This is a genomic window from Pseudomonas sp. BIGb0176 (assembly GCF_024810175.1).
GTDB classification, from domain to species: Bacteria; Pseudomonadota; Gammaproteobacteria; order Pseudomonadales; family Pseudomonadaceae; genus Aquipseudomonas; species Aquipseudomonas protegens.
On record NZ_JANUEC010000001.1, the window covers coordinates 658,562 to 683,042 of the forward strand.

Annotated in this window: 20 protein-coding genes and 1 tRNA gene; 10 read left to right on the forward strand and 11 right to left on the reverse strand. The window is 61.0% G+C overall.

The window, feature by feature from the left end; translation table 11 throughout:
• Nucleotides 1–9 precede the first annotated feature (9 nt).
• The 5 genes from M2395_RS02725 to M2395_RS02745 form a co-directional block, all read right to left on the reverse strand.
• Nucleotides 10–1,032 carry an ABC transporter permease gene (locus M2395_RS02725; RefSeq protein WP_015636015.1) on the reverse strand — a complete coding sequence of 341 codons (1,023 nt, stop codon included), beginning with the start codon at nucleotides 1,030–1,032 and terminating at the stop codon, nucleotides 10–12.
• Nucleotides 1,032–2,096 carry a microcin C ABC transporter permease YejB gene (locus M2395_RS02730; RefSeq protein ID WP_011061848.1) on the reverse strand — a complete coding sequence of 355 codons (1,065 nt, stop codon included), beginning with the start codon at nucleotides 2,094–2,096 and terminating at the stop codon, nucleotides 1,032–1,034. The genes M2395_RS02725 and M2395_RS02730 overlap by 1 nt, the downstream gene beginning before the upstream one ends.
• Nucleotides 2,096–3,958 carry an extracellular solute-binding protein gene (locus tag M2395_RS02735; RefSeq protein ID WP_053152398.1) on the reverse strand — a complete coding sequence of 621 codons (1,863 nt, stop codon included), beginning with the start codon at nucleotides 3,956–3,958 and terminating at the stop codon, nucleotides 2,096–2,098. The genes M2395_RS02730 and M2395_RS02735 overlap by 1 nt, the downstream gene beginning before the upstream one ends.
• 152 nt (nucleotides 3,959–4,110) lie before the next feature.
• Nucleotides 4,111–4,392, reverse strand: coding sequence for a peptidylprolyl isomerase (locus M2395_RS02740; RefSeq protein WP_007924449.1), 282 nt, complete (start codon nucleotides 4,390–4,392; stop codon nucleotides 4,111–4,113).
• A gap of 214 nt (nucleotides 4,393–4,606) precedes the next feature.
• Nucleotides 4,607–5,698, reverse strand: a complete 1,092-nt coding sequence (locus tag M2395_RS02745; RefSeq protein WP_015636012.1) for a 3-deoxy-7-phosphoheptulonate synthase — start codon at nucleotides 5,696–5,698, stop codon at nucleotides 4,607–4,609.
• A gap of 638 nt (nucleotides 5,699–6,336) precedes the next feature.
• On the opposite strand from M2395_RS02745, the gene M2395_RS02750 reads away from it, so the two are divergent.
• Nucleotides 6,337–7,092 (forward strand): carbon-nitrogen hydrolase family protein, encoded by a 756-nt coding sequence (locus M2395_RS02750; RefSeq protein WP_123430570.1) that lies wholly within the window; start codon nucleotides 6,337–6,339, stop codon nucleotides 7,090–7,092.
• A complete protein-coding gene (locus M2395_RS02755) occupies nucleotides 7,092–7,553 on the forward strand; it encodes an N-acetyltransferase (RefSeq protein ID WP_011061844.1) in 462 nt (153 codons plus the stop codon). The genes M2395_RS02750 and M2395_RS02755 overlap by 1 nt, the downstream gene beginning before the upstream one ends.
• Nucleotides 7,554–7,575: 22 nt before the next feature.
• Here the strand turns inward: M2395_RS02755 and M2395_RS02760 are convergent, their stop codons facing one another.
• A complete protein-coding gene (locus M2395_RS02760; protein ID WP_011061843.1) occupies nucleotides 7,576–7,806 on the reverse strand; it encodes a DNA-binding protein in 231 nt (76 codons plus the stop codon).
• Between the two features lie 82 nt (nucleotides 7,807–7,888).
• Here M2395_RS02760 and M2395_RS02765 point away from each other — a divergent pair, with 82 nt between their 5' ends.
• The 5 genes from M2395_RS02765 (at nucleotide 7,889) to M2395_RS02785 (ending at nucleotide 11,599) form a co-directional block, all read left to right on the forward strand.
• Entirely contained in the window at nucleotides 7,889–8,251 is a 363-nt protein-coding gene (locus M2395_RS02765) for a helix-turn-helix domain-containing protein (protein WP_011061842.1), read from the forward strand.
• A gap of 147 nt (nucleotides 8,252–8,398) precedes the next feature.
• Nucleotides 8,399–9,040, forward strand: a complete 642-nt coding sequence (uvrY, locus tag M2395_RS02770; protein ID WP_011061841.1) for a UvrY/SirA/GacA family response regulator transcription factor — start codon at nucleotides 8,399–8,401, stop codon at nucleotides 9,038–9,040.
• A gap of 1 nt (nucleotide 9,041) precedes the next feature.
• Nucleotides 9,042–10,865 carry an excinuclease ABC subunit UvrC gene (gene uvrC, locus M2395_RS02775; RefSeq protein ID WP_065364296.1) on the forward strand — a complete coding sequence of 608 codons (1,824 nt, stop codon included), beginning with the start codon at nucleotides 9,042–9,044 and terminating at the stop codon, nucleotides 10,863–10,865.
• Nucleotides 10,866–10,897: 32 nt separating this feature from the next.
• Nucleotides 10,898–11,458 carry a CDP-diacylglycerol--glycerol-3-phosphate 3-phosphatidyltransferase gene (gene pgsA / locus M2395_RS02780; protein ID WP_011061839.1) on the forward strand — a complete coding sequence of 187 codons (561 nt, stop codon included), beginning with the start codon at nucleotides 10,898–10,900 and terminating at the stop codon, nucleotides 11,456–11,458.
• A 65-nt stretch (nucleotides 11,459–11,523) separates the two neighbouring features.
• Nucleotides 11,524–11,599, forward strand: a tRNA-Gly gene (locus tag M2395_RS02785).
• A gap of 209 nt (nucleotides 11,600–11,808) precedes the next feature.
• Here M2395_RS02785 and M2395_RS02790 read toward each other — a convergent pair.
• Nucleotides 11,809–12,714 carry a LysR substrate-binding domain-containing protein gene (locus tag M2395_RS02790; protein ID WP_015636008.1) on the reverse strand — a complete coding sequence of 302 codons (906 nt, stop codon included), beginning with the start codon at nucleotides 12,712–12,714 and terminating at the stop codon, nucleotides 11,809–11,811.
• A 160-nt stretch (nucleotides 12,715–12,874) separates the two neighbouring features.
• Here M2395_RS02790 and M2395_RS02795 point away from each other — a divergent pair, with 160 nt between their 5' ends.
• Nucleotides 12,875–15,943 carry an FAD-binding and (Fe-S)-binding domain-containing protein gene (locus M2395_RS02795; RefSeq protein ID WP_123430571.1) on the forward strand — a complete coding sequence of 1,023 codons (3,069 nt, stop codon included), beginning with the start codon at nucleotides 12,875–12,877 and terminating at the stop codon, nucleotides 15,941–15,943.
• Between the two features lie 103 nt (nucleotides 15,944–16,046).
• On the opposite strand, the gene M2395_RS02800 is transcribed toward M2395_RS02795, so the two are convergent.
• The 4 genes from M2395_RS02800 to M2395_RS02815 all read right to left on the reverse strand — a co-directional run bounded on the left by M2395_RS02800 (nucleotide 16,047) and on the right by M2395_RS02815 (nucleotide 20,831).
• Complete coding sequence (locus tag M2395_RS02800; RefSeq protein ID WP_015636006.1) at nucleotides 16,047–17,657, reverse strand: amidohydrolase family protein; 1,611 nt, start codon at nucleotides 17,655–17,657, stop codon at nucleotides 16,047–16,049.
• 98 nt (nucleotides 17,658–17,755) lie between these two features.
• A complete protein-coding gene (locus M2395_RS02805; protein WP_011061835.1) occupies nucleotides 17,756–18,985 on the reverse strand; it encodes an MFS transporter in 1,230 nt (409 codons plus the stop codon).
• 47 nt (nucleotides 18,986–19,032) lie between these two features.
• Complete coding sequence (locus M2395_RS02810) at nucleotides 19,033–19,842, reverse strand: amidohydrolase family protein (RefSeq protein WP_228102359.1); 810 nt, start codon at nucleotides 19,840–19,842, stop codon at nucleotides 19,033–19,035.
• Between the two features lie 347 nt (nucleotides 19,843–20,189).
• Nucleotides 20,190–20,831, reverse strand: coding sequence for a TetR/AcrR family transcriptional regulator (locus M2395_RS02815; RefSeq protein WP_011061833.1), 642 nt, complete (start codon nucleotides 20,829–20,831; stop codon nucleotides 20,190–20,192).
• 126 nt (nucleotides 20,832–20,957) lie between these two features.
• Here M2395_RS02815 and M2395_RS02820 point away from each other — a divergent pair, with 126 nt between their 5' ends.
• On the forward strand, nucleotides 20,958–22,994 hold the full coding sequence (locus M2395_RS02820) for an NADH:flavin oxidoreductase (protein ID WP_011061832.1): 2,037 nt from the start codon (nucleotides 20,958–20,960) through the stop codon (nucleotides 22,992–22,994).
• Between the two features lie 133 nt (nucleotides 22,995–23,127).
• Entirely contained in the window at nucleotides 23,128–24,435 is a 1,308-nt protein-coding gene (locus tag M2395_RS02825; protein WP_011061831.1) for a Xaa-Pro peptidase family protein, read from the forward strand.
• The last annotated feature ends 46 nt before the right edge of the window (nucleotides 24,436–24,481 follow it).

Here is a 24,481-nt window from a genome sequence, read left to right on the forward strand (position 1 = left end):
CAGTCCGCTTCAAGATCGAGGATCAAAGGCATCGCGCAACGCCTCGCCGATAAACACCAGCAGCGAGAGGATCAATGCCAGGGTGAAAAACGCCGTCAGCCCCAGCCACGGTGCCTGCAGGTTCTGCTTGCCCTGGCCGATCAGTTCGCCGAGAGAGGCGCTGCCGGCGGGCATGCCGAAGCCGAGGAAGTCCAGGGCAGTGAGGGTCGAGATGGCACCGGTGAGGATGAATGGCAGGTAGCTCAGGGTGGCGTTCATCGCATTGGGCAGGATGTGCCGCAGGATCACCTTGCGGTCGGTCAGGCCCAGGGCCCGGGCGGCCTTGACGTATTCCAGGTTGCGCCCGCGAAGGAACTCGGCGCGCACCACGTCCACCAGGGCCAGCCAGGAAAACAGCGCCATGATTCCCAGCAGCCACCAGAAGTTCGGCTCGACGAAGCCCGAGAGGATGATCAGCAGGTAGAGCACCGGCAACCCGGACCAGACCTCCAGCAAGCGCTGGCCCAGGAGGTCGACCCAGCCGCCGTAGTAGCCCTGCAGGGCGCCGGCGGCGATGCCGATCAGGGCGCTGATGGCGGTCAGGGCCAGGGCGAACAGGATTGACACCCGGGCGCCGTAGATCACCCGTGCCAGCACATCCCGGGCCTGGTCGTCAGTACCCAGCCAGTTGACCTTGCTCGGCGGGCTGGGGGCCGGCTGGGTCAGGTCGTAGTTGGGGGTGTCTTCGCTGAAGGGCACCGGCGGGAAAAGCAGCCAGCCACCGTCCTTGCGGATCAGTTGCTGCACGTAGTCGCTGCGGTAGTCGGCCTGGAACGGCAACTGGCCGCCGAATTCCTGTTCGGTGTAGCGCTTGAGCACCGGGAAATACAGCGAGCCCTGGTAGCTGACCACCAGCGGCTTGTCGTTGGCGATCAGCTCGCCGCCCAGGGTCAGGATGAACAGGCCGATGAACAGCCACAGCGACCACCAGCCGCGGCGGTTTTTCTTGAAACGGTCGAAGCGCCGGCGCGCCAGAGGAGAAAGCGTGAGCATCAGGCGTTCCTCGCGGCGAAGTCGATGCGCGGGTCGACCAGGGTGTAGCACAGGTCGCCGATGAGTTTTATCAAGAGGCCGAACAGGGTGAAGATGAACAGCGAGCCGAACACCACCGGGTAGTCCCTGGACACCGCGGCCTCATAGCTCATGCGCCCCAGGCCGTCGAGGGAGAAGATCACCTCGATCAGCAGGGAGCCGGCGAAGAACACGCTGATAAAGGCCTGGGGAATGCCCGAGACCACCAGCAGCATGGCGTTGCGGAACACATGCCCATACAGCACCCGGCGCTCGCTCAGGCCCTTGGCCCGGGCGGTGACCACGTACTGGCGGGTGATCTCGTTGAGGAAGGAGTTCTTGGTGAGGATGGTCAGGGTGGCGAAGCCGCCGATCACCAGGGAGCTGACCGGCAGTACCAGGTGCCAGAAGTAGTCGGCGACCTTGCCCAGGGTGCTCAACTGCTCGAAGTTGTCCGAGACCAGGCCGCGCACCGGGAACCAGTTCAGCGAGGTGCCGCCGGCGAACAGCACGATCAGGAACATGGCGAACAGGAAGGCCGGCATGGCGTAGCCGATGATGATCGCGGTGCTGCTCCAGATGTCGAAATGGCTGCCGTGGTGCACCGCCTTGCGGATCCCCAGGGGGATCGACACCAGGTAGGTGATCAGGGTCGCCCAGAGCCCCAGGGAAATGGTCACCGGCATCTTTTCCAGGATCAGGTCGGTGACCGTGGCGCCGCGAAAGAAGCTCTTGCCGAAGTCCAGCTGGGCGTAGTTCTTGAGCATCAGCCACAGGCGTTCATGGGCCGGCTTGTCGAAGCCGTACTGTTTCTCGATGTCCTGGATCAGCTTGGGGTCCAGGCCGCGGCTGGCCCGGGAGCCGCTGCTGCTCATGGCATCGGCGGAGCCGCCGACAGCGGCGCCGCCACCGATGCCCTGCAGGCGGGCGATGGCCTGTTCCACCGGGCCGCCGGGGGCGGCCTGGACGATGACGAAGTTCACCAGGAGGATGATCAATAGGGTCGGGATGATCAGCAGCAGGCGCCGCAGAATGTAGGCCAGCATCAGTGGCGCCCTCCGGGTTTGCCACGGCGGATCAGCTCGGCGGCCATTTGTTCGTCGGTCAGTGCGCTGCTGCTGACTTCCCACCAGCTTTCGATGGCTTCATCGTTGCTCGCCGGCACCTTGGGGATGCCGAAGCGGTTCCACCACACCGTGGAGGTGCCGGGCGGGTAGTAGTTCGCAATCCAGTAGTAGTTCCACTGCAGCACCCGGTCCAGGGCATGGGCGTAGCGCAGCATCTCCGGCTGGCTGGTGGCCTTCACCAGGCCATTGACCAGGCTGTCCACGGCCGGGTTCTTGAGCACCATGTAGTTGTTGGAACCGGGGTCGTTGGCCGCGGCGGAGCCGAAGTAGTTGTACAGCTCCATGCCCGGCGAGGTGGTCACCGGGTAGCCGGTGACGATCATGTCGTAGTCCCGGGCCATCAGGCGGTTGACGTACTGGGCGGAGTCGATGCGGCGAATGTTCAGGCTGATGCCGATCTGCGCCAGGTTGCGCTTGTAGGGCAGCAGCAGGCGTTCGATGGAGCCCTGGGTGATCAGGAAAGTGAAGCTCAGGGGCTCGCCCTGGGCGTTCACCAGCTTGTCGCCCTCGGGCTTCCAGCCGGCCTGTTCCAGCAGGGCCAGGGCTTGCAGTTGCTTGTCGCGGATCACGCCGCTGCCGTCGGTTTTCGGCGCCTCGAAAACCTGGGTGAAGACCTCGTCGGGGATCTGCCCGCGCAGCGGTTCGAGGATCTTCAGTTCCTCGGCATCCGGCAGGCTGCGGGCCGCCAGGGCGGTGTTGGAGAAGAAACTCTGCTGGCGGATGTAGAGGTTGCGCATCATCTGCCGGTTGCTCCATTCGAAATCCCAGAGCATGGCCAGGGCCTGGCGCACCCGGCGGTCCTGGAACACCGGCCGGTCGAGGTTGAACACATAGCCCTGGGCCGGTTGCGGCGCCGATTGCGCCAGGTGGGCCTTTTGCAGGCGGCCGTCGTTCAGCGCCGGGCTGTCGTAGCCGATGGAATAGCCGGTGGCGGAAAACTCGCGGTTGTAGTCGTAGGCGCCGCCGCGCAGCACCTGGCGGGCGACGTCGATATCGCCGAAATACTCGACGCTGAAATGATCGAAGTTGTACAGGCCGCGGCTCACCGGCAGGTCCTTGCCCCACCAGTCGGGGTTGCGGGCGAAGGTGATGCTGTTGCCCGAGTCGACCTTGGCCACGCGGTAGGGGCCGCTGCCCAGGGGCGCTTCATAGCCGCCGCCATTGGCGAAGTCGCGACTCTTCCACCAGTGTTCGGGGAACACCGGCAGGGTCGCGATATCCAGGGGCAGGGTGCGGTTTTCGTTGCTTTTGAAGTCGAAGCGCACCACTCGTGGTGATTCCACGGTGACGCCTTTGACGTCGTCGAACTGGGTGCGGTAGCGCATGCTGCCCTGGGTCATCAGCAGGTCGTAGCTGTAGCGCACGTCTTCGGCGGTGATCGGCGTGTTGTCGGCAAAGCGCGCCTTGGGGTTGAGGTAGAAGCGCAGCCACAGGCCGTCTTCGGCACGCTCCATCTTTTCGGCCACCAGGCCATAGACGGTGTAGGGCTCGTCCAGGGAGCGCTGGGCCAGGGGCGAATAGACCAGGCCGTCGAGCTGGGAGACACCGATGCCCTTGTCGATATAGGGCAGTACGTGGTCGAAGCGGCCGATTTCGATGGCCGAGCGGCGCAACGTCCCGCCTTTGGGGGCCTGGGGATTGACGTAGTCGAAGTGGCTGAAACCCTGGGGGTACTTGGCCGGTTCGCCATAGACGGTCATGGCGTGTTGCGGTGCGGCTTGGGCACCCGCGGCGCCCAACAGCAGGGCGGTGAAAAGCACGGTGGAGGAAAGCAGTCGCATTGTCAGCCTTAGGAGCCGGGTGATCGATGACCACGATTTGTACGCTAGCGGCGCGTGACTGGCCAGCCGCATCCGCTTTGGGCAGAGCCTGGCGCCCATGCGCAACGGCCCACCAAAAGGCGGGCCGTTGAGCAGACGCAGGCGCTTGGGGATCAGTCCTGGCGGCTGGTGACTTCCAGCAGGTGGTAGCCGAACTGGGTTTTCACCGGGCCTTGCACCACGTTTACCGGAGCGCTGAACACCACGGTGTCGAATTCCTTGACCATCTGGCCTGGGCCGAAGGAGCCCAGGTTGCCGCCGTCACGGCTGGAAGGGCAGGTGGAGTTCTTTTTCGCGACTTCGGCAAAGTCGGCGCCGGCTTCGATTTCGGCTTTGAGTTCGTTGCACTTGGCTTCGCTGGCAACCAGGATGTGACGGGCAGTGGCTTTGGCCATGGATGTTGCTCCTTTCAAGAAAGTTGAGAGCCTACCGGATTCAGGTGGCTATTTCTTCTCAAAGTTCCTTCAAGGCATTGCCGCCTGGCGCCTGCGGGGGACGAGTGGTGAGGGTCCTGTAGGGGCCGGCTTGCCGGCGAAGAGGTCCTTGGAGGAGACGCTGCTCTTGAGGACGCCTTCGCTGGCAAGCCAGCTCCTGCGGGGGCGGTGCTGCTCAGGCGGGGACGGCTGCGGCCTTGCCTGCGTGTCGCAGTTGTTGCGCGCCATTGCGCAGCAATTGTTCGGTGGCGTCCCAGCCCAGGCAGCCGTCGGTCACCGAAACGCCGTAGCGCAGGTTCGCGCTCAGGGGCTGGCAGCCTTCGAACAGGTGGCTTTCCAGCATCATCCCCATCAGCGAGGTATCGCCCTGCAAGCGCTGCTCCAGTACCTCGTTGAACACCGCCGGCTGACGCAGCGGGTCCTTGCCGCTGTTGGCGTGGCTGCAATCGACCATGATCCGCGCCGGGATCTTCAGCTTCTGCAGGTCCTGCTGGACCTGGGCCACGCTCTGGCGGTCGTAGTTGGGCCCGCGATGGCCACCGCGCAGCACCAGATGGGTGTCGGGGTTGCCTGGGGTCTGGATGACCGCCGGGTGGCCCTGGCTGTCGACGCCGAAGTGGCGGTGCGGGTGGGCCGCCGAGCGCATGGCGTCACAGGCGATAGCGACACCGCCGTCGGTGCCGTTCTTGAAACCCACGGGCATGTCCAGGCCGCTGGCCATCTCGCGGTGGATCTGCGATTCGGTGGTGCGCGCACCAATGGCGACCCAGCTCAGCAGGTCATCGAAGTAGCCGGCGGCCATGGGCTGCAACAGTTCGGTGGCAATCGGCAGGCCCAGGCGCAGCATCTCGCGCATCAGTTCACGGGACAGGTGCAGGCCGCCGGCCATGTCGTCGCTGCCATCCAGGCGGGGGTCGTAGGCCAGGCCTTTCCAGCCGACGGTGGTACGGGGCTTTTCCACGTAGGCGCGCATCACCAGCAGCATCTGGTCGCGCACTTCATCGGCCAGGCGGGCCAGGTTGGCGGCGTATTCCAGGGCCGATTGCGGGTCGTGGATGGAGCAGGGGCCGACGACTACCAGCAGGCGTGGGTCGCGACCTTCGAGGATGGCGCGCACCGCCTGGCGGTGAGCGGCGACTTGTTGGTTCAAGGCCAGGGACAGCGGCAGTTGCTGCTTGAGTTCCAGGGAGCTGGGCAGGCGCTGGGTCAGGGTTTCATTGGCGCTGACGTGGGCGGACAGGGGCAGGGCGGATACGGACGAGTTCATGTGCGGTCTTCCTGGGCGGGCGGCGGGTTATGTCCCGCGCGCGGCCCTACTGGGGTGTTCGACAATTGGCCGTACTGGCCATAAGTGTGCAATTGCCACCGGTAGGTGACCGATCGGAGGCGGCAGGCTGTCCCGAGCGGAGGCTGCTAAATCGCCAGGCGCAAAACATGTCGTAACGGTAATAGGTGGAGTAGTTCATGGAGCAATCCTCAGTAAGTTCGGTGTGTCGCTGAAAGTCGTGGTTGAAAATGCAGTGCCGGAAAAAACAAAACCCCCGGTCGGGAGGCCGACCGGGGGTTGAGATTCTCTGGTAGGCGACCCGTTGAAGTGGGCGCCGCTTGGGTATCAGGCGCGCCAGTGGCTAAACCAATACCCAAAATAAAAGCTGGCCGGAGCCCGAGTGCCGTTGACCCAGGCAGCCGCGACCGAGCGCAGTGCGCTGGCAGTGTGGCGGTGCAGGGAAGGGGTCTTGGACAACATGGGTTTCTCCGTAAAGTGGGGGCGAGCTTACTAGAGGCTGGTGCCGGGATTCAATCAGTAATTTCTATCGGCGCAGCACGCGGCGGCTATGGATTAAGCCTGCAGGGGATTTATGCCACACTCGCTGCTCCCGCCTGTTCGCCCTCCAAGGAATGTTCATGTCCGTGCTGACCCTCGCTGCTGCCCAAACGGCGTCCATCGCGGGCGATCTACCGGCCAACCTGGCCCGGCATCAGCAGTTGATGCAATTGGCAGCGGCGCAGGGCGTGCAGTTGCTGGTGTTTCCCGAGCTGTCGCTGACTGGCTACGAACCGCAACTGGCGGCCGAACTGGCGCTGATGCCGGATGCACCGCAATTGCGGCCGCTGCGGGATCTGGCCCGGGAGCTGGAACTGACGGCGGTGGTGGGGATGCCGATCCGCCTGTCTGTTGACGGGCCGGTGCTGATTGGCGCTCTGGTGCTGGGCGGCGACGGTTCGCTGGCGGTCTACACCAAGCAGCACCTGCATGCAGGAGAAGAGCGCGCTTTTGTCGCAGGCCGGGGCGGCGCACCTTTGCCTATCGGTGGCGAAACCGTGGCTTTGGCGGTCTGCGCGGACTTCTGCCACGCCAGCCATGTGCAGGCGGCGGCCGATGCCGGCGCCGGGATCTATGCTGCCGGGGTCTTGATCAGCGAAGGTGGCTACGCTGCCGATAGCGCGCAGCTCCAGGGATACGCCCAGGAACACGGGATGCTGGTGCTGATGGCCAACCACGGTGGCCCCAGCGGTGGTTGGGCCTGCGCCGGACGCAGCGCGGCCTGGGATGCCCGGGGCCGGTTGCTGGGCACCGTCGAGGGTGTGGGCGAGGCTTTGTTGATTGTCCGGGGTGGTACTGGGCAATGGCAGGCGCAGGTGCTGGAGGTGAGCCATTGATGGACGGCTTTTCATTACGCCCGGCGGTTGATTCGGACCTGGCGTTCGCCCGCGACCTGACCCGTTCCACCATGCTCGGCTATTACATTCGCAACGACTTGCTGTGGCAGGACGAAGCCTTCGATGTGGCCTGGGCCGGCCGCAGGAACCTGCTGATCTGCCAGGGTGCCCGGGTGCTGGGGTTTGTCAGCCTGAGCCGGGATGCGCAGGCGCTGTATGTCCGCGAATTGCATGTGCTGGAGGCTTTCCGGGGGCAGGGCGCCGGTGCCTGGACGCTGGAGCAGGTGCTGGAGCTGGCTCGCCAGGAGCGCCGAGGGTTGTTGCGCCTGACTGTGTTCAAGGGCAATCCCGCACAGCGGCTGTATGAGCGGATGGGGTTGCGGGTGGTGGGAGAGGATGATTGCTTCTGGCGCATGGAGCGCTTGTCTGATTCGCTTGCCGGAAGGCTTGGCGACGCCTGAGCGCAACGCCGTTCCGCAGGCTTTACTGTGCGTTGGGATCTATCGCGGGCGCATCCTCGAGGATGATGCCGTCCTTCATTCCCAGTAGCACCGCGACCTTGTGCGCTTCCCCTCGTTTGCCTTTCTTGCGGCCTGCCAGCACCTGATAGGTAGTGGCCGGGTCAACCCCGTGTTCACGAGCAAATTGTTGAACCGATTTACCTTGATGTTCCAGCCAGGCCTTGGCTTGTGCGGCAGTGCGGATACCGGGCATAGTTCAAAACCGTTCAAATTTGTTCAATGCTTGAAGAGTATGACACCCCCTTGGGGTGTATCAGATGGGATCATACATCCAAATGAGTGGAATCGGTTCGCGGTTGAGGCAGGAGCGAGAACGCCTGGGACTGTCGCAGAAAGTTTTTGGTGAAATAGGCGGGGTTGAAGCCAACGCCCAGGGTAAATATGAAAGTGGTGATCGTGCACCCAAGGCGGATTATCTGTCCCGGGTGGCGGCAAAAGGGGTGGATGTGCTGTATGTGCTGACCGGCAGCCGGATCCCGATCCAGAGCGGCGGGCTGAGTCAGACCGAGGAAAAGGTCCTGGATTGCTATCGGGCGCTGTTCAAGGAGGATCAGGATGCTATCTGCCGCCTGACCAGTACCCTGGCCGAGCTTTCGGCAAGCCAGGGCGAGAGGCGCAAGGCCCAGGTACGAGAGTGAGGGGCGCTGGCCTCTTTCGATGTGCACGGGGGTAGGACCGTTATTGCGCCCGGATGTTTTTTATATAGCGCTTGTGATTAGGTTTGTACGCCGCTTTTTTGCTAAGGTGTCGGGCAACCTGTAAAGACCATATCGCGAGGTGTCTGCTTGATAAGGGTGCTAGTAGTCGATGACCATGATCTCGTTCGTACGGGCATTACACGAATGTTGGCTGACATCGATGGCCTGCAAGTAGTCGGGCAGGCGGAGTCAGGGGAAGAATCCCTGCTCAAGGCGCGGGAGCTGAAGCCCGATGTGGTCCTGATGGACGTCAAGATGCCAGGCATCGGCGGCCTCGAAGCCACGCGCAAACTGCTGCGCAGTCATCCGGACATCAAGGTCGTGGCGGTCACCGTCTGCGAGGAAGATCCCTTTCCTACCCGCTTGCTGCAAGCGGGTGCGGCGGGCTATCTGACCAAGGGCGCCGGTCTGAACGAAATGGTCCAGGCCATCCGCCTGGTATTTGCCGGCCAGCGCTATATCAGCCCGCAGATCGCTCAGCAATTGGTGTTCAAGTCATTCCAGCCTTCCAGTGATTCACCGTTCGACGCCCTGTCGGAACGGGAGATCCAGATTGCGCTGATGATTGTCGGCTGCCAGAAGGTGCAGATCATCTCCGACAAGCTGTGCCTGTCGCCGAAAACCGTGAATACCTACCGCTATCGCATTTTCGAGAAGCTCTCGATCAGCAGCGATGTCGAGTTGACGCTATTGGCGGTTCGTCACGGCATGGTTGATGCCAGCCTCTGAAATGACCGAACAGTTTGATCCCAGTGCCTTTCTTTCTACCTGCAGTGGCCGCCCCGGTGTGTATCGCATGTTCGACAGCGATGCACGCCTGCTTTACGTCGGTAAAGCCAAGAACCTGAAGAACCGGCTCTCCAGCTATTTCCGCAAGACCGGCCAGGCGCCGAAGACCGCCGCCCTGGTGGCGCGCATCGCGCAGATCGAAACCACCATCACCGCCAATGAAACCGAAGCGCTGCTGCTGGAGCAGACGCTGATCAAGGAGTGGCGGCCGCCGTACAACATTCTCCTGCGCGACGATAAGTCCTACCCCTACGTGTTTCTTTCGGACGGCGACTTTCCGCGTTTCAGCATCCATCGCGGGGCGAAGAAGCAGAAGGGCAAGTATTTCGGCCCTTATCCCAGCGCCGGCGCCATCCGCGAAAGCCTCAGCCTGTTGCAGAAGACCTTCATGGTCCGCCAGTGCGAGGACAGCTACTACAAGAACCGTACGCGGCCCTGCCTGCAGTACCAGATCAAACGCTGCAAGGCGCCCTGCGTCGGCCTGGTGGAGCCTGAGATCTATGCCGAGGACGTGCGCCACTCGGTGATGTTCCTGGAGGGGCGCAGCAATGCCCTGACCGACGAACTCTCCACCGCCATGGAAGCCGCCGCCAGCACCCTGGATTTCGAAAAGGCCGCCGAACTGCGGGACCAGATCTCCCTGCTGCGTCGGGTCCAGGACCAGCAGAGCATGGAAGGTGGCACGGGCGATGTGGATGTGGTGGCGGCCTTCGTCAACCCGGGCGGCGCCTGTGTGCACCTGATCAGCGTGCGCGGCGGCCGGGTATTGGGCAGCAAGAACTTCTTTCCCCAGGTGGGTATCGAGGAGGACGTGGCCGAAGTCATGTCGGCGTTCCTCGGCCAGTATTTTGTCAGCAGCCCGGAACGCGACCTGCCTTCCGAGTTGATCGTCAACGTGGTCCATGAGGACTTCCCAACCCTGATCGCCGCCATCGACGAGCTGCGCGGGCGCGAGTTGACCATCAGCCACCGGGTACGCGGTACCCGCGCCCGCTGGCAGCAACTGGCGGTAACCAACGCCGAGCAGGCCCTGAGCGCGCGCCTGGCCAACCGCCAGCACGTGGCCGCACGTTTCGAAGCCCTGGCCGAGGTGCTGAACCTGGACGAGCCGCCGCAGCGCCTGGAGTGCTACGACATCAGCCATTCCAGCGGCGAGGCCACTGTAGCCTCCTGCGTGGTATTCGGGCCGGAAGGGCCGCTGAAGTCCGACTACCGGCGCTACAACATCGAAGGCGTGACCGCCGGCGACGACTACGCCGCCATGCACCAGGCCCTGACCCGGCGCTTCAGCAAGCTCAAGGACGGCGAGGGCAAGCTGCCGGACATCCTTCTGGTGGACGGCGGCAAGGGCCAGCTGTCCATGGCTCGGGATGTGCTCAATGAGCTGGCGGTGCCGGACCTGATCCTGCTCGGCGTGGCCAAGGGCGCGACCCGCAAGGCCGGATTCGAAACCCTGTACCTGAACGACGCAGCCCACGAATTCACCCTCAAGGGTGACTCGCCGGCGCTGCACCTGATCCAGCAAATCCGCGATGAGGCTCACCGCTTCGCGATCACCGGTCACCGCGCACGGCGTGGCAAGACCCGGCGTACCTCGACCCTGGAAGGGGTGGCGGGCGTCGGGCCGAAGCGTCGGCGGGACCTTCTCAAACATTTTGGTGGATTGCAGGAACTGTCCCGTGCAAGCATCGACGAGATTGCCAAAGCACCGGGAATCAGTAAAAAGCTCGCAGAGTTGATTTATGCAAACCTGCACAGCGAGTAGAATGCCCAATCACCTCGTAGCCAGTTGTGCCGATGAATATCCCTAATCTGATCACCGTTCTACGCGTCCTGCTCATCCCGATTTTCATTTTGCTGTTCTATTTGCCCTATAGCTGGAGCTACATGGCCGCCAGTTCAGTGTTTGCCTTCGCGGCCGCCACCGACTGGCTGGACGGCTACCTGGCGCGGCGCCTGCAGCAGAGCACGCCGTTCGGTGCGTTCCTCGACCCGGTGGCCGACAAGCTGATGGTGGCGGTGGCCCTGGTGCTGCTGGTGCAGGAGCATCACAACCTGTGGCTGACCTTGCCCGCCGCGGTGATCATCGGTCGTGAAATCGTCATCTCGGCGCTGCGCGAGTGGATGGCCGAGCTCGGCGCGCGCGCGCAGGTGGCGGTGTCGAACATGGGCAAGTGGAAAACGGCGGCGCAAATGCTGGCGCTGGTGATTTTGCTGGCCAATCCCTCGGACTTCAGTTTCTGGGTGCTGGTAGGTTACGCGTTGCTGTTGGCGGCAGCGGGCCTGACCCTGTGGTCCATGCTGCAGTATCTGCGAGCCGCCTGGCCGCACCTGAAAACTGATAACGAGAAAAAATAAGTTTTTTTGAATCAAAGGCTTGACGCGCATTCGGATTTCTATAGAATGCGCAACACCAAGACGTTGCGGGAATAGCTCAGTTGGTAGAGCACGACCTTGCCAAGGTCGGGGTCGCGAGTTCGAGTCTCGTTTCCCGCTCCAAACATAGCGCTGCAGAGTTCCACGAATTCTGCAGCGATCGAAAAAAGGACCTTCGGGTCCTTTTTTCGTTTCTGCGGGCTTCACTGAAATCCAGCACCATCCAGCGCCTTCAAATCCAGGAATTGAGTCCTTCTCAAAAGGCTTGAATCCGGGCAGCGCTGAATCGGTTCGTTGCTGGAGCGGTGATGAACATCCGGCCCCTGGCCTGTTCAGGCACTCACGATGGCACTCTCGGATAACAGCCAGGCGCTGAATGTTTCAAGCGCCGGATAATGCTGATAGCGCGCTGCGCAGGTCAGATAGTAATTGCGACCGCTTTCCATAGGGCCAAACAGTTTTACCAGTGCCCCGGATTTGATTTCGTCTTGCACCAGAATATCGGGAACCAGCCCAATGCCGACGCCAGCGGATACCGCCTGTATAAGGTGAGCCGTGAGCTCAAAGCTTGGGCCTGTCCGCATTTTCTGGTGGTCCAGCTTGTTGAGGTCAAACCAATCAGACCAGCTATTGGGTCGAGAAACGACATTCAACAACAAATGATTGGTGACATCGTTGAGCGACATCTCAAGGCTGTCCGGCAGCGCTTTGGGGCTGGCGACAACCACCAGTTTTTCTTGTAGCAAAAGGTGCGATACGTAGCCCGGCCAGTCGCCTTTTCCCGCGTAGATGATGGCCTGCATGTCGCTCACGCTGGATGGGTTGTCGGCGTGAATGATCCTCGAGTGGACGTGCACCAGGCTCCTGGGATGACGCGCATAAAATTCATGCATTTTGGGCAGCAGCCATTTTGAACCGAAGGTCGGCAGTACCGCGAGGTTCAATGGGCCTTCTTCCTCCTTGAAGGCAATTGTCTGCAGGGTAGCGCTTCGAATTCGGCCCAGTGCGGCAGTGAGTTCATGCTGGTAAAGCGCGCCGGCAGCGGTGAGTTCGATTCTTCTTCCCTCACGTTTGAACAGCGAGACCTCAAGCTGTGATTCCAGAGCCTGCACTTGCCGACTGACAGCGCTTTGAGTCAGGGCAAGTTCGTCTGCCGCTTTGGTAAAGCTGCAATGTCGGGCTGCTGCCTCGAAAGCGATCAGCAGGGACATCGAGGGGGTCAGTCTTCGTGGGTTCATTCATAAAGCTCATGGAAAAGCTGCAGGTTTTACGTTTGTGTGAATTGTCTTGTCCCCACAAAATCGGTGGAAAGGCCTTTGTCCTGAGCCAGGCCTCGGGCTAGGAAGCATACATAACGAGAATGCTCAGATTAGCCGTATCGCCGCTAGGAATTCCACCATGATTGCCAGGTTGCCTCCCCACGAAACTAAAAACGAACCCTGTGAGTTGTTCCTGGCTCGCCTTGAGAAAGAAGGATTCCAGGGAGAAATTGCTCGCGATCATGCTGTGAGGACAGTGCTGGCAACCGACAACTCGATCTATCAGCGTCTGCCTCAAGCCGCGGTGTTCCCCAGAAATGTGCAAGATGTTGAGCTCTTGGCCCGCCTTGCGGCGCTGGCGTCGTTCAGTTCGGTGGTGCTCACGCCGCGTGGCGGCGGAACCGGAACCAATGGCCAATCGTTGACGAGCGGCGTTGTGGTGGATCTGTCGCGTCATATGAACGGCATCCTTGAGATCAACGTCGAGGAGCGCTGGGTGCGCGTGCAAAGCGGTGTGGTCAAGGACCAGCTCAATGCGGCGTTGAAACCGCACGGACTGTTTTTTGCACCGGAGTTGTCGACGTCGAATCGGGCCACGATTGGCGGGATGATAAATACCGACGCAAGCGGTCAGGGAAGCTGTACCTACGGAAAAACCCGTGACCACGTCCTGGCGCTTTCTACCATTCTGATAGGCGGAGAGCTGCTCGATAGTGCGGTCCTGGAGCGAGATTGCTGGCAGGCGCAAGCGCATCGCGACGACAAGGTTGGGGCAATTTATCGATGTGCTTCGCAGATAGCCCATGATTACGCCGAACTCATCGAGCATACCTTTCCCAAGTTGAACCGTTGCTTGACGGGATATGACCTGGCGCATCTGCGTGAGCCGAATGACCGATTCAATCTGAACAGTGTCCTGTGTGGGTCCGAAGGCTCACTGGGTTTCATTGTTGAAGCCACGCTGAATGTGTTGCCCATTCCCAAGTACTCGATCCTTGTCAACGTACGTTACGCGGGCTTCATGGATGCATTGCGCGATGCCAAGGCGTTGATGCAGCTCGAGCCATTGTCCATCGAGACGGTCGACTCCAAGGTCCTCGGGCTGGCCATGAACGACATCGTCTGGCACGGAGTCGCCGAGTACTTTCCCCAAGACCCCGATGTGCCAACCCTGGGAATCAACCTGGTGGAGTTCAGCGGCGACGATGAGGAAGTGGTTCAGCTGCGTGTTCATGAGTTTGTCCGGCACCTTCAGCAGGACACCAGTGTGGTGCGATTGGGGCACACCCTTGCCATCGGTGCAGAGGCATTGAAGCGGGTTTACGCGATGCGCAAGCGTGCGGTGGGGCTGCTGGGGAATGTCAAAGGTTCCGCCAGGCCCCAGCCGTTCGTTGAAGATACTGCGGTTCCTCCCGAGAACCTGGCTGATTTCATTGCGCAATTTCGGGCGCTTTTGGATAGCCATGGTTTGGAATATGGCATGTTCGGCCACGTTGACGCCGGGGTCCTGCATGTGCGGCCGATTCTGGATATGAAAGACCCCGCCCAGGCGGCCTTAGTCCAGCCCATTTCCGATGCCGTCGCCGAGCTGACGCAAAAGCACGGTGGCTTGCTCTGGGGGGAGCATGGCAAAGGGTTGAGGTCGCAATATGTGCCGGACTACTTCGGCGAACTCTATCCGGCGCTGCAGGAACTCAAGTCGGCTTTTGACCCGTACAACCAACTCAACCCGGGAAAAATCGCCACGCCACACACGCTACCTGACGCTCGGTTGACTCGAGTTGATGAGGTCACGTTGCGCGGCGAGCTGGATCGTACGATTGATGAGCGGGTGTGGTTGCATTACGACGCCGCGGTCCATTGCAACGGCAACGGCGCCTGCTACAACTTCGACCCCGATGACGCCATGTGCCCTTCCTGGAAGGGCACTCGAAATAGAATTCACTCGCCCAAGGGGCGCGCTTCTCTGATCCGGGAGTGGCTGCGCTTGCAGGGGCAGCAAGGTGTCGATGTGTTGGTTTCACAAGGGGCTCGCCCTTTAGCGGCCACGGTGATCAGCTTCGCCAGGCGTGCTGCCAATACGGTTGCGCACAAGATGGGCCAGAAAGACTTTTCCCATGAAGTCTACGAGGCGATGGCAGGGTGCCTCGCCTGCAAGTCCTGTGCGGGTCAGTGCCCGGTGAAAGTCAATGTGCCCGACTTTCGCTCGCGATTCCTCGAGCTATACCACAGCCGATATCTGCGCCCATTGAAGGATTACCTCATCGGTTCTCTGGAGTACACGATTCCCTACTTGGCCCGTGTGCCGCGCTTGTACAACGGGATCATCGGTTCTGGGATGGTGGGGGCGTTTCTTCGGCGCGTTGCCGGTATGGTCGACAGCCCGCTGCTGAGCTTGCTGAATTTTGATGACGTTTGCCGCCTCTGGAAGGTGCGCGTGGCGTCGCCAGCGCTTCTTGAAGGGCTGGACGAGGCGCAGCGTAAACGCAGCGTTATTCTCGTGCTGGACGCCTTCACCCGTTATTTCGAGACACCGCTGCTCGCGGACTGGATCGAGTTGATTTCCAGGCTCGGGTTTGAGGTGTACATCGCGCCGTTCGCGGCCAATGGCAAGCCGCTGCAGGTTCAGGGCTTTCTAAAGGCATTCGAACAAGCCGCGCATTTCAACGCCCGATCGCTTCGCGAATTGCATCAATATCAGATTCCGTTGGTGGGGCTTGATCCAGCGATGACCTTGGTTTACCGCCAGGAGTACGTCAAGACCCTGGGTGAGGACCAGGCCCCAGCGGTCCTGCTGCCGCAGGAATGGCTTGTGGAGGTGCTTGTGCAATCAGCGGTGAGCGCCGACGAAGGTACTTACTACTTCCTGCCGCACTGCACCGAGAAAACCAACGAGCCGGGCAGTGTGGGCCTGTGGCAGACGATCTATACGCGAGTCGGCTTGAGGTTGCAGGTGCAAGCCAGTGGGTGTTGTGGAATGTCCGGAACCTACGGGCACGAAACACAAAATGCCGAGACGTCCGAGGTTATTTACCGACAGTCCTGGGGGCCATTGGTGGCCCGTCTTAATGGGGCAGGGCGCCTGCTGGCGGATGGGTACTCGTGTCGAAGCCAGGTCAAGCGCAAGGACGGGCAGCTTGTCCTGCACCCGCTCCAGGCGTTGCTGAGGTTCCTGCGCGACACCGCCACCCCATCTTCAGGATGCTGATTGGCGCGAGCCTGAGGCGGCTTGGCCGCCTCGCGTTTCTCCAGGTATTGAATGGAGGCCATCGGCCCAGCGAAAACCGATGTGCGCAGATCGTCGAGCGGTATCAGAACCCATAGAGCTTTGCAGGGTTATCAACCAAAATCTGCTTGATGAGCGCGTCATCGTTTTCAACCCAGTTAAACAGCATCTCCAGCAGACTGGCATCGTTGGGCATGGGTACCGGTATACAAGGATGTGGCCAGTCGCTCGCCCACAGTAAGCGGTTTGGATTCGCTTCGATCAACGCCCGAGCGTAGGGCGTTACGTCGTCGTAAGGGAAGTCCTTCGATGCAGTAAAGCGATAAGCCCCCGAAAGCTTGACCCACACACGACCTTCTTTTAACAGCCGCAGCAGGTCGGTGAATCCTGGATGGCCCAGCCCGCAACTGGTGGGCATGTGCCCCATGTGGTCGATGACGACTGCGACGGGCAGGCTGGCCACGGTCTCGTACAAGTCGGCGAACTCGGTGATATCGATCAGTAGCTGTAGGTGCCAGCCAAGTGGCGCGACTTTTTCTGCCAGCGCTGCAACATCCGATACCTCGACACCGCTTTTGAAGATCAGGTTGACGCGCACGCCGCGCACCCCGAGGCGATGCATTGCCCACAAGGTTTCTGTATCGGTATCGGCATCGATCACCACAACGCCGCGGAATGCGCTGCCCGCTTCTTTCAGTGCCGCGAGCGTTGTGCTGTTGTCCGCCCCATAGACGCTGGGTTGGACGATGACCCCGCGACTTAGCCCCAGGGTTTTTTGGACGCGTTGAAATGCCTCCAGTGGAGCGGGCGGCGGCGTGTAGGAGCGGTGAGGAGAGAAGGGTTGGCCATTCTCGTCACCAAAAACGTGGAAGTGGCAGTCGCACGCGCCGTCAGGCAAGGTGCGTGGCAATGTACGAGGTTCAGGGTCCGGGCCTGCGCATTGCGGTGCGTAGGTCTCTCCCAGCGAACTCATCCGAGTGATTTCCCAACCTTGCAATCCTCGCAATCCGTTGCGTTCGGCGGAGTTGATGATTTGTTGCCAGGTGACTCGTCTGGCAAGGTCGGGATCGCCGAGCCTGATCGCTTCGAAGATCGCCTGATGCTCAGCCAGTAGCGTCTCGCCAAGGTCGCTGGAGCGAACCAGGTGGTTCTCCAGTAACGCCGCTTCGTAGACGTGGCTGCACAGAAAAATGATGAAGTTGCGAAAGTATTCATTGCCTGTGGCATCGGCAATTGCGCGCTTGAACTGCAGGCTGTGTTCCACCATGTCCTGACGGTTTTGGATACTGGCGCGCAGGGTGTCCAGTGCCGCTTCAATCTTGTTCAACTGACTGAGTGACCGGCGCCTGGCGGCCATGGCGGCCGCGGCGACTTCGAGGTCCAGGCGCAGCTCATACAGTTGACGCAGCTTGGTGCTATCGGTGAGCTCCTCTTGAGTAATCCGGAAGCTGCTTTGGTTGGCTTCGGTTGCAACAAATACCCCAAGCCCCTGGCGACTGACGACGAGGCCGGCCGAATTGAGCCGAGCGACAGCTTCACGCACTACATTTCGGCTAACGGCAAAGGCCTCTGCCAACCGGCTTTCCGTGGGGATGCGATCACCTGGGCGGAGTCGACCTTCACGTATTTCGCTTTCCAGGTGACGAAAAATTTCAACCGAGAAGTGATCGCGTCGGCCAATTGCTTTTATAGTCATTTTACTCAGTCATCAAATGTCAGTTTCAAAAGCTTGAAACGTCAAACGCCCACGTAACGAACATTGCGTGGGCGTTACTCTAACAAATGATGGCTGGCTCAGTGTAATTGCTTGCCCTTGGTTTCCGGGAGGAAGAAGGTCACCACCAGGACAAGGCAGTAGGCTCCTCCCGCGAAGATCGCGATGGCGGTGCCGAGGCTGTATTTGGCGCTTATAAAGCCTACGAGTCCGGGAAACAGAGCGCCTACCGCTCGCCCAAAGTTATAGGAGAATGCCTGGCCATTGGCCCTCACTGCTGAAGGATAAAGCTCAGTCAAAAAGGCGCCCATGCCGCTGTAGATACCTGAAGCTGCGAAGCCCAGTGGAAAGCCGAGAAACAGCATTTGAGTGTTGGTCAAGTTCAGTTGCATGTAGCAGACCACACTGATGGCCGACAGAACGGCGAAGATGATGAAGTTGGGGCGCCGCCCCAGGCGGTCAGACAGGAAGGCGCCGCAGACATAGCCAAAGAATGAACCGATGATGACCACCATCAGATAGCTACCGGTGCCAAAGACCGACAGGCCCTTTTCCAGTTTCAGATAGGCCGGCAACCACGTGGTGATTGCGTAGTAGCCACCTTGAACGCCCATGCAGAGCAGGGCAGATAGCAGCGTGGTGCGCAGGAGCGAGGGTGAGAAAATGTGCCAGAAAGGAACCGAGTTGCCTGTTTCGCTCTGGTGCTTTTTAGTCCGCAGGAATACCTCGGGCTCTGGTACATATTTACGAATGTAGAGGACCAGAAGTGCCGGAACGATGCCGATCCAAAACAGCGACCGCCAGGCAATATCTTCGGGAAGCAAGCTGAAAGACAGTGTGTAGAGCAGTGCGGCGGCGCCCCAGCCAATGGCCCATCCGCTTTGCACGATACCCACGGCTTTGCCGCGATGTTGCGCTCGAACCATTTCGCCGATCAGTACCGATCCCACGGCCCACTCACCTCCGAACCCGAGCCCCTGCAGTGCCCGAAGGACAAATAACTGTTCGAAGTTTTGCGCAAAGCCGATCAATACGGTGCAGATCGAGAACCACAGAATACTGATCTGCAGCAACCGCACACGACCGTATCGGTCTGCCAGAATGCCCGCTCCCCATCCGCCAATGGACGAGAAAAGTAACGTCACGGTACTCAGTAGCCCCACTGAACCCTTGTCAATGTGCCAAAGGGTCATCAGCGAGGCGATGACAAAGGTGAACACCATGAAATCCAGGGCGTCCAAGGCCCAGCCACCAAATGCGGAATAGAAGGTGCGTTTTTCAACGGTATTAAGTTCGCTAAACCAACTCATTATTATTCTCCGGGCAGCACCGCAGTTCTGCTTGGTTATTGTTTTTGTTATTTGAAGTCGTACAGGGCGCCAGGGTTATCAACCAGAATGCTCTGTCGTTGGCGTTCGCTGGGCGCCCATGAAAGCAAGCGATCCAGCAATGAACTTGTGTCGGGCGTACTTTCGAGTGCTACGTGAGGCCAGTCGCTGCCCCACACCATTCGTTCCGGGGCAACGGCCAGCAAGGCATGGGCGAGCGCATCTGTATCGGCATAGTCCGGACGCTGATCACTCAGGCGGTAAGCGCCCGACAACTTGACCCACCAACCGTGCTCCGCCACGTTCCTCAGCAGCAACTCAAACCCCGGTTCCTTAATGCCCAGATGGGCCGGGAAGTGCCCGAAGTGATCAATCACGACAGCGCAAGGCAACTTGGCCATCCGAGCCTCAATCTCACTTAGAAGCCGAACATCAATCAGAAACTGCATATGCCAGCCAAGGTCGGCAATTCGATGGGCCAGGTGCTCCATCAAGTCCAGATTCACTCCGCCTCGAAACAGAACGTTGATGCGAACACCACGCACACCCAAGGCATGCATATGCGCCAGTTCGTCGTCGCCAACGTGTTCGTCTACTACCGCGACCCCTCTCAGTTGCTCCTGATGACGTTGCAACACTTCGAGCATGTACCGGTTGTCGGTGCCATAGACGCTCGGCTGCACCAAAACCCCTCGCTGCATCCCCATCGCCCGCAACACCTCCAGATACAGCGCCTCAGGTGCCGGAGGCGGGGTGTAGCTACGGTCGGGTACCAGTGGATAGCGCTCAAGATCGCCGGAGATTACGTGTGCATGGGTGTCGCATGCCCCGGCCGGCATTACGAAGCTCGGGGCCCGGACCTCTGCTCCAGGGGGCGCGCACAAAGGCGGCGAGTCGGTGGCGGGTCGCAAGTGAGACATGGATTTCATCCCCTCGACAGCCTTTCGCGCGTCATCACGGTTGAAAAGCGGCACTTGTTAGTTGTTGGTTGTTGGTTGTCCTACAAGTGATGGCATGTTGAGTTTTTGCCTCTGCCTTGTCAATGCGTGCAGGCGTGGTTTTTTACACGGGGGTGGGGGGCGTCTCGGGATGCCTGGTCGAGATTGTTCAGCCCCCAGCCGAACCGGCCCAGGCTGAACAGGGTATTGAGCAACGCCGGCGGGCCAAGCGGCGGCCCGCCTCAGTTCTAAAGCTCGGCCGCTGAAAAACCGTTGCGCTGGAAGAACCGGTCCAGCTCCCGGGGCAGGGGCTCCACGCCGGTGAAGATCTTCAAGTACTCGGGGATGTAGCGCATGCGCTGCGCCATCGGTTCCTGGGTGTTCATGCTGATGTAGCCGATCTGGGTCAGGTAGATCGAGCGCGCGCGGGTGACGGCGGCGTCATGGGCGAAACCGAAACGGTCGAACATCTGTGCCAGGGCCTGCACCCGCTGTGCATCGGCCTGGCGGATCTCGTGCGCCACTTCGGGGGATTGCAGGGCCCAGCTGCGCATGGCGAACTCGAACTGTGAATCGAACAGTTCGCTGTTCAGCCAGCAGTCGAAGACGTTGAGAATCGCCTCGGTGATGGATTCGGCATAGGCCTCGGACTGTGACACCAGGCTCAAGGTGTTCTTGTTCTTCCACAGATTAACCAGGGCTTCGAGCAGGGCTTCGCGGTCCTGGAAATACCAGTAGAAACTGGTGCGCGACAGGTTGAGTTTCTTCGCCAGCGGCATCACCCGCACCGCATCCACTCCCGATTCCTTGAGGCTCTCATAGGCCGCGTTGAGCCAGCTTTCCAGAGAGCCGCGGCCGGCAGCTTCCACATTGTTGCTGGTTGCTTTCATGGGGCATTTTTTCCTTGTCCGTTTAACCTTGACGGGGCGAATGTACACCACTGTCGGCATCATTGACACTTGTGTACATTGAGGTCTATCGTCTGCCTTGCCTGATGACCAGTATGCGAGACCGATATGAATAACGATCCGCTTCTTCAGCCCTATCGCCTCAAGCACCTGACACTTCGCAACCGCATTATCACCACCTCCCACGAGCCGGCGTACCCCGAAGAGGGCATGCCGAAGAAATTGTACCGGGCCTACCACGTCGAGCGTGCCAAGGCCGGCGTGGCCATGACCATGACTGCAGGCTCGGCGGCGATCTCCCGCGATAGCCCACCGGTGTTCAACAACATCCTGGCGTACAAGGACGAAGTGGTCGGCTGGATGAAAGACCTCACCGACGAATGCCACGAGCATGGTGCGGCGGTGATGATCCAGCTCACCCACCTGGGGCGCCGCACTCGCTGGGACAAGGGCGATTGGCTGCCGGTGGTGTCGCCTTCGCACAATCAGGAGCCGGCACACCGAGCCTTTCCCAAGAAGCTGGAAATCTGGGATATCGAACGCATCATCCGCGATTACGCCGACGCCGCCGAACGCATGCAGGCCGCCGGCCTGGATGGTATCGAACTGCAGGCCTACGGCCACCTGATGGACCAGTTCTGGTCGCCATTGACCAACGAGCTGGAGGGCGCCTACGGCGGTTCATTGCACAACCGCCTGCGGTTTACCTTCGAGGTGCTGAGTGCGATTCGCCAGCGGGTGGGCCCGGAGTTTATCGTCGGCATCCGCTACACCGGCGATGAGGTGCTGGCCGGCGGCCTTGAGAAAGAGGAGGGGCTGCACATCTCGCAGCTGTTGAAAGACAGCGGCATGGTCGATTTTCTCAACGTGATTCGCGGCAATATCGCCACCGATGCCGGGTTGACCGACATCATCCCGATCCAGGGCATGCGCAATGCACCGCACCTGGACTTTGCCGGGGAGATTCGTGCCCTGACCGGTTTCCCCACCTTCCATGCGGCGAAGATCCCCGATGTCGCCACCGCCCGCCACGCTATTGCCTCGGGCCTGGTGGACATGGTGGGCATGACCCGTGCGCACATGACCGACCCGCACATCGTGCGCAAGATCATCGAGAACCGTGAAGATGAAATCCGCCCCTGTGTCGGCGCCAATTATTGCCTGGACCGGATCTACAACGCCGGCGCCGCCTACTGCATTCACAATGCCGCCACTGGCCGCGAAACCAGCATGCCCCACGAGGTGCCCAAGGCCGCGCACCCGCGCAAGGTCCTGATCATCGGCGCCGGCCCCGGTGGCCTGGAGGCGGCGCGGGTCGCCGGCGAGCGCGGGCATGAAGTGCTGGTGCTGGAAGTGGCCGACCAGCCCGGCGGGCAGGTGCGCCTGACCGCGCAGTCCGAGCGGCGCAAGGAGATGATCAGCATCATCGATTGGCGCATGGCGCAGTGCGAGCGCCTGGGGGTGAAGTTTCGTTTCAACACCTGGGCCGATGCGGCGATGGTCCTCGATGAAAACCCCGACGTGGTGATCGTCGCCACCGGCGGCTTGCCCCATACCGAAGTCCTGCACAGCGGCAACCAGTGGCTGGTGTCGAGCTGGGACATCATCTCCGGCGACGTGAAGCCTGGGCGCAATGTGCTGGTGTACGACGATGCCGGCGATCACGCAGGTTTGCAGGCTGCCGAGTTCATCGCCCGCAGCGGCGCCAGGACCGAGATCATGACCCCCGACCGCTCGTTCGCGCCGGAGGTGATGGGCATGAACCTGGTGCCTTACATGCGCTCGCTGCAGCAGTTGGACACCACCTTTACCGTCACTTACCGGCTCAAGGCCGTGGAGCGCCAGGGCGAGCAGTTGCTGGCGACCATCGGCACCGACTACAGCGACCTGGAGAAAACCCGACTGGTGGACCAGATCGTGGTCAACCACGGCACCCGGCCCCTGGACGAGCTGTATTTCGAGCTGCAGCCCATGGCCACCAACGAAGGCGCCGTGGAGTACAAGGACCTGATTGCCGGCACCGCGCAAAACCTGGTGACCAACCCTCAGGGGCGTTTCCAGTTGTTCCGGATCGGCGATGCAGTGTCATCGCGCAATACCCACGCGGCCATTTACGACGCACTGCGCCTGGTCAAGGACCTCTAGCCACTGCTTGCGCCCTGTTTTGCACAATAAGAAAGACAGCCGTCATCCGTTTCCCTAGCGTCAAGTCACTGCCCCGAACGTTGGTCTGACTGGTTTTGATAAACCTCAAACTCTTCCCAGCGGAGGTTGTTGCATGCACACGGATACCGATTTCACCGAGCTGCTCAATGTCGTTCCCCCAAGCCCCCTGCACTATCGCAGTGATGCCAGCGTCACCGGCCATGCCCTGGCCCCGGTGGACCACGGCCTGCTGGCGGCCTATGCCGCGATCGACCGGCCGGCGCTGCGCCAGTACCGCCTGGAGCGCATTCGCCAGCAACTGCGCAAGCAGGATTACGCCGGCGTGCTGCTGGCCGACCCGATCAATATCCGCTACGCCACCGATACCAATAACCTCGGCCTGTGGGTGATGCATTCCCCTAGCCGTTACGTATTCGTGGCCACCGATGGCCCGGTGGTGCTGTTCGAGTTCGACAGCAGCCGGCACAACAGTGAGCACATCGAGACCATTGATGAAATTCGCCCGGCGATCCCCTGGCTGTATTTCCTGGCCGGCCCACGGGTCGAGGAGAAGGCCGAACGCTGGGCCCTGGAGGTGGCCGACCTGCTGACCCGGCATGGCGCCGGCAATCGTCGCCTGGCAGTGGACCGCTGCGACCCCTGGGGTGCGGAAAAGCTCAAGGCCAGGGGCATCCAGCTGTTCGATGCCCAGCCGCTGATGGAGCAGGCGCGGCTGATCAAGTCGGTGCAGGAGATTGCCAGCCACCGGGTGTCGATGGATGTGTGCGACCTGGCGATTGCCCGCATGCGCGCCAGCCTGGTGCCGGGCATCACCGAAAACCAGCTGTGGAGCATCATGCACGGGACCAACGTGGCCCAGGGCGGGGAGTGGGCCGAGAGCCGCCTGCTGAACTCCGGGCCGCGCACCAACCCCTGGTTCCAGGACGCTTCGGACAAGCTCATCGCGGCCGGGGAGATGGTCTGTTTCGACACCGACATGGTGGGCCCGGGCGGTTATCTCTCGGACATCTCCCGCAGCTTCATCTGCCCCGGCAAGGCGCCGACGGCGGCCCAGCGCGACCTGCTGGACATCGCCTCGCAGCAAATCAGTTTCAATCTCGACCTGCTGCGCCCGGGGCTGTCGTTTCGCGAGTTCGCCGAGGGCTGCTGGCCGGTGCCCAGGCAGTTCGAGCACAACCGCTACATGATGATGCTGCACGGTGTGGGCCTGGTCGATGAGTACCCCAGCGTGGCCTACGCGGTGGACTTTGCCGAGTGGGGCTATGACGGCCACTTCGAGGAAAACATGGTGCTCTCGGTGGAGAGCTACATCGGCGAGCGGGGCGGCCATGAAGGCGTGAAGCTCGAAGAGCAGGTGCTGATTACCGCTGCTGGAGCGGTCAAGCTTTCCCGTACCCCGTTAGTCGACGGCGATCGATAGCAGTGGTTGTTGCCTGATTCTTGCAGGCACGGCGTCTACCCTGTCC

Excerpts from the sequence above, each read along its gene's own strand:
- M2395_RS02725 (WP_015636015.1), bottom strand. The coding sequence starts at position 1,032 with ATGCTCACGCTTTCTCCTCTGGCGCGCCGGCGCTTCGACCGTTTCAAG.
- M2395_RS02730 (WP_011061848.1), bottom strand. The coding sequence starts at position 2,096 with ATGCTGGCCTACATTCTGCGGCGCCTGCTGCTGATCATCCCGACCCTA.
- M2395_RS02735 (WP_053152398.1), bottom strand. The coding sequence starts at position 3,958 with ATGCGACTGCTTTCCTCCACCGTGCTTTTCACCGCCCTGCTGTTGGGC.
- M2395_RS02740 (WP_007924449.1), bottom strand. The coding sequence starts at position 4,392 with ATGGCCAAAGCCACTGCCCGTCACATCCTGGTTGCCAGCGAAGCCAAG.
- M2395_RS02745 (WP_015636012.1), bottom strand. The coding sequence starts at position 5,698 with ATGAACTCGTCCGTATCCGCCCTGCCCCTGTCCGCCCACGTCAGCGCC.
- M2395_RS02750 (WP_123430570.1), top strand. The coding sequence starts at position 6,337 with ATGTCCGTGCTGACCCTCGCTGCTGCCCAAACGGCGTCCATCGCGGGC.
- M2395_RS02755 (WP_011061844.1), top strand. The coding sequence starts at position 7,092 with ATGGACGGCTTTTCATTACGCCCGGCGGTTGATTCGGACCTGGCGTTC.
- M2395_RS02760 (WP_011061843.1), bottom strand. The coding sequence starts at position 7,806 with ATGCCCGGTATCCGCACTGCCGCACAAGCCAAGGCCTGGCTGGAACAT.
- M2395_RS02765 (WP_011061842.1), top strand. The coding sequence starts at position 7,889 with ATGAGTGGAATCGGTTCGCGGTTGAGGCAGGAGCGAGAACGCCTGGGA.
- uvrC (WP_065364296.1), top strand. The coding sequence starts at position 9,042 with ATGACCGAACAGTTTGATCCCAGTGCCTTTCTTTCTACCTGCAGTGGC.
- pgsA (WP_011061839.1), top strand. The coding sequence starts at position 10,898 with ATGAATATCCCTAATCTGATCACCGTTCTACGCGTCCTGCTCATCCCG.
- M2395_RS02790 (WP_015636008.1), bottom strand. The coding sequence starts at position 12,714 with ATGAACCCACGAAGACTGACCCCCTCGATGTCCCTGCTGATCGCTTTC.
- M2395_RS02795 (WP_123430571.1), top strand. The coding sequence starts at position 12,875 with ATGATTGCCAGGTTGCCTCCCCACGAAACTAAAAACGAACCCTGTGAG.
- M2395_RS02800 (WP_015636006.1), bottom strand. The coding sequence starts at position 17,657 with ATGACTATAAAAGCAATTGGCCGACGCGATCACTTCTCGGTTGAAATT.
- M2395_RS02805 (WP_011061835.1), bottom strand. The coding sequence starts at position 18,985 with ATGAGTTGGTTTAGCGAACTTAATACCGTTGAAAAACGCACCTTCTAT.
- M2395_RS02810 (WP_228102359.1), bottom strand. The coding sequence starts at position 19,842 with ATGCCGGCCGGGGCATGCGACACCCATGCACACGTAATCTCCGGCGAT.
- M2395_RS02815 (WP_011061833.1), bottom strand. The coding sequence starts at position 20,831 with ATGAAAGCAACCAGCAACAATGTGGAAGCTGCCGGCCGCGGCTCTCTG.
- M2395_RS02820 (WP_011061832.1), top strand. The coding sequence starts at position 20,958 with ATGAATAACGATCCGCTTCTTCAGCCCTATCGCCTCAAGCACCTGACA.
- M2395_RS02825 (WP_011061831.1), top strand. The coding sequence starts at position 23,128 with ATGCACACGGATACCGATTTCACCGAGCTGCTCAATGTCGTTCCCCCA.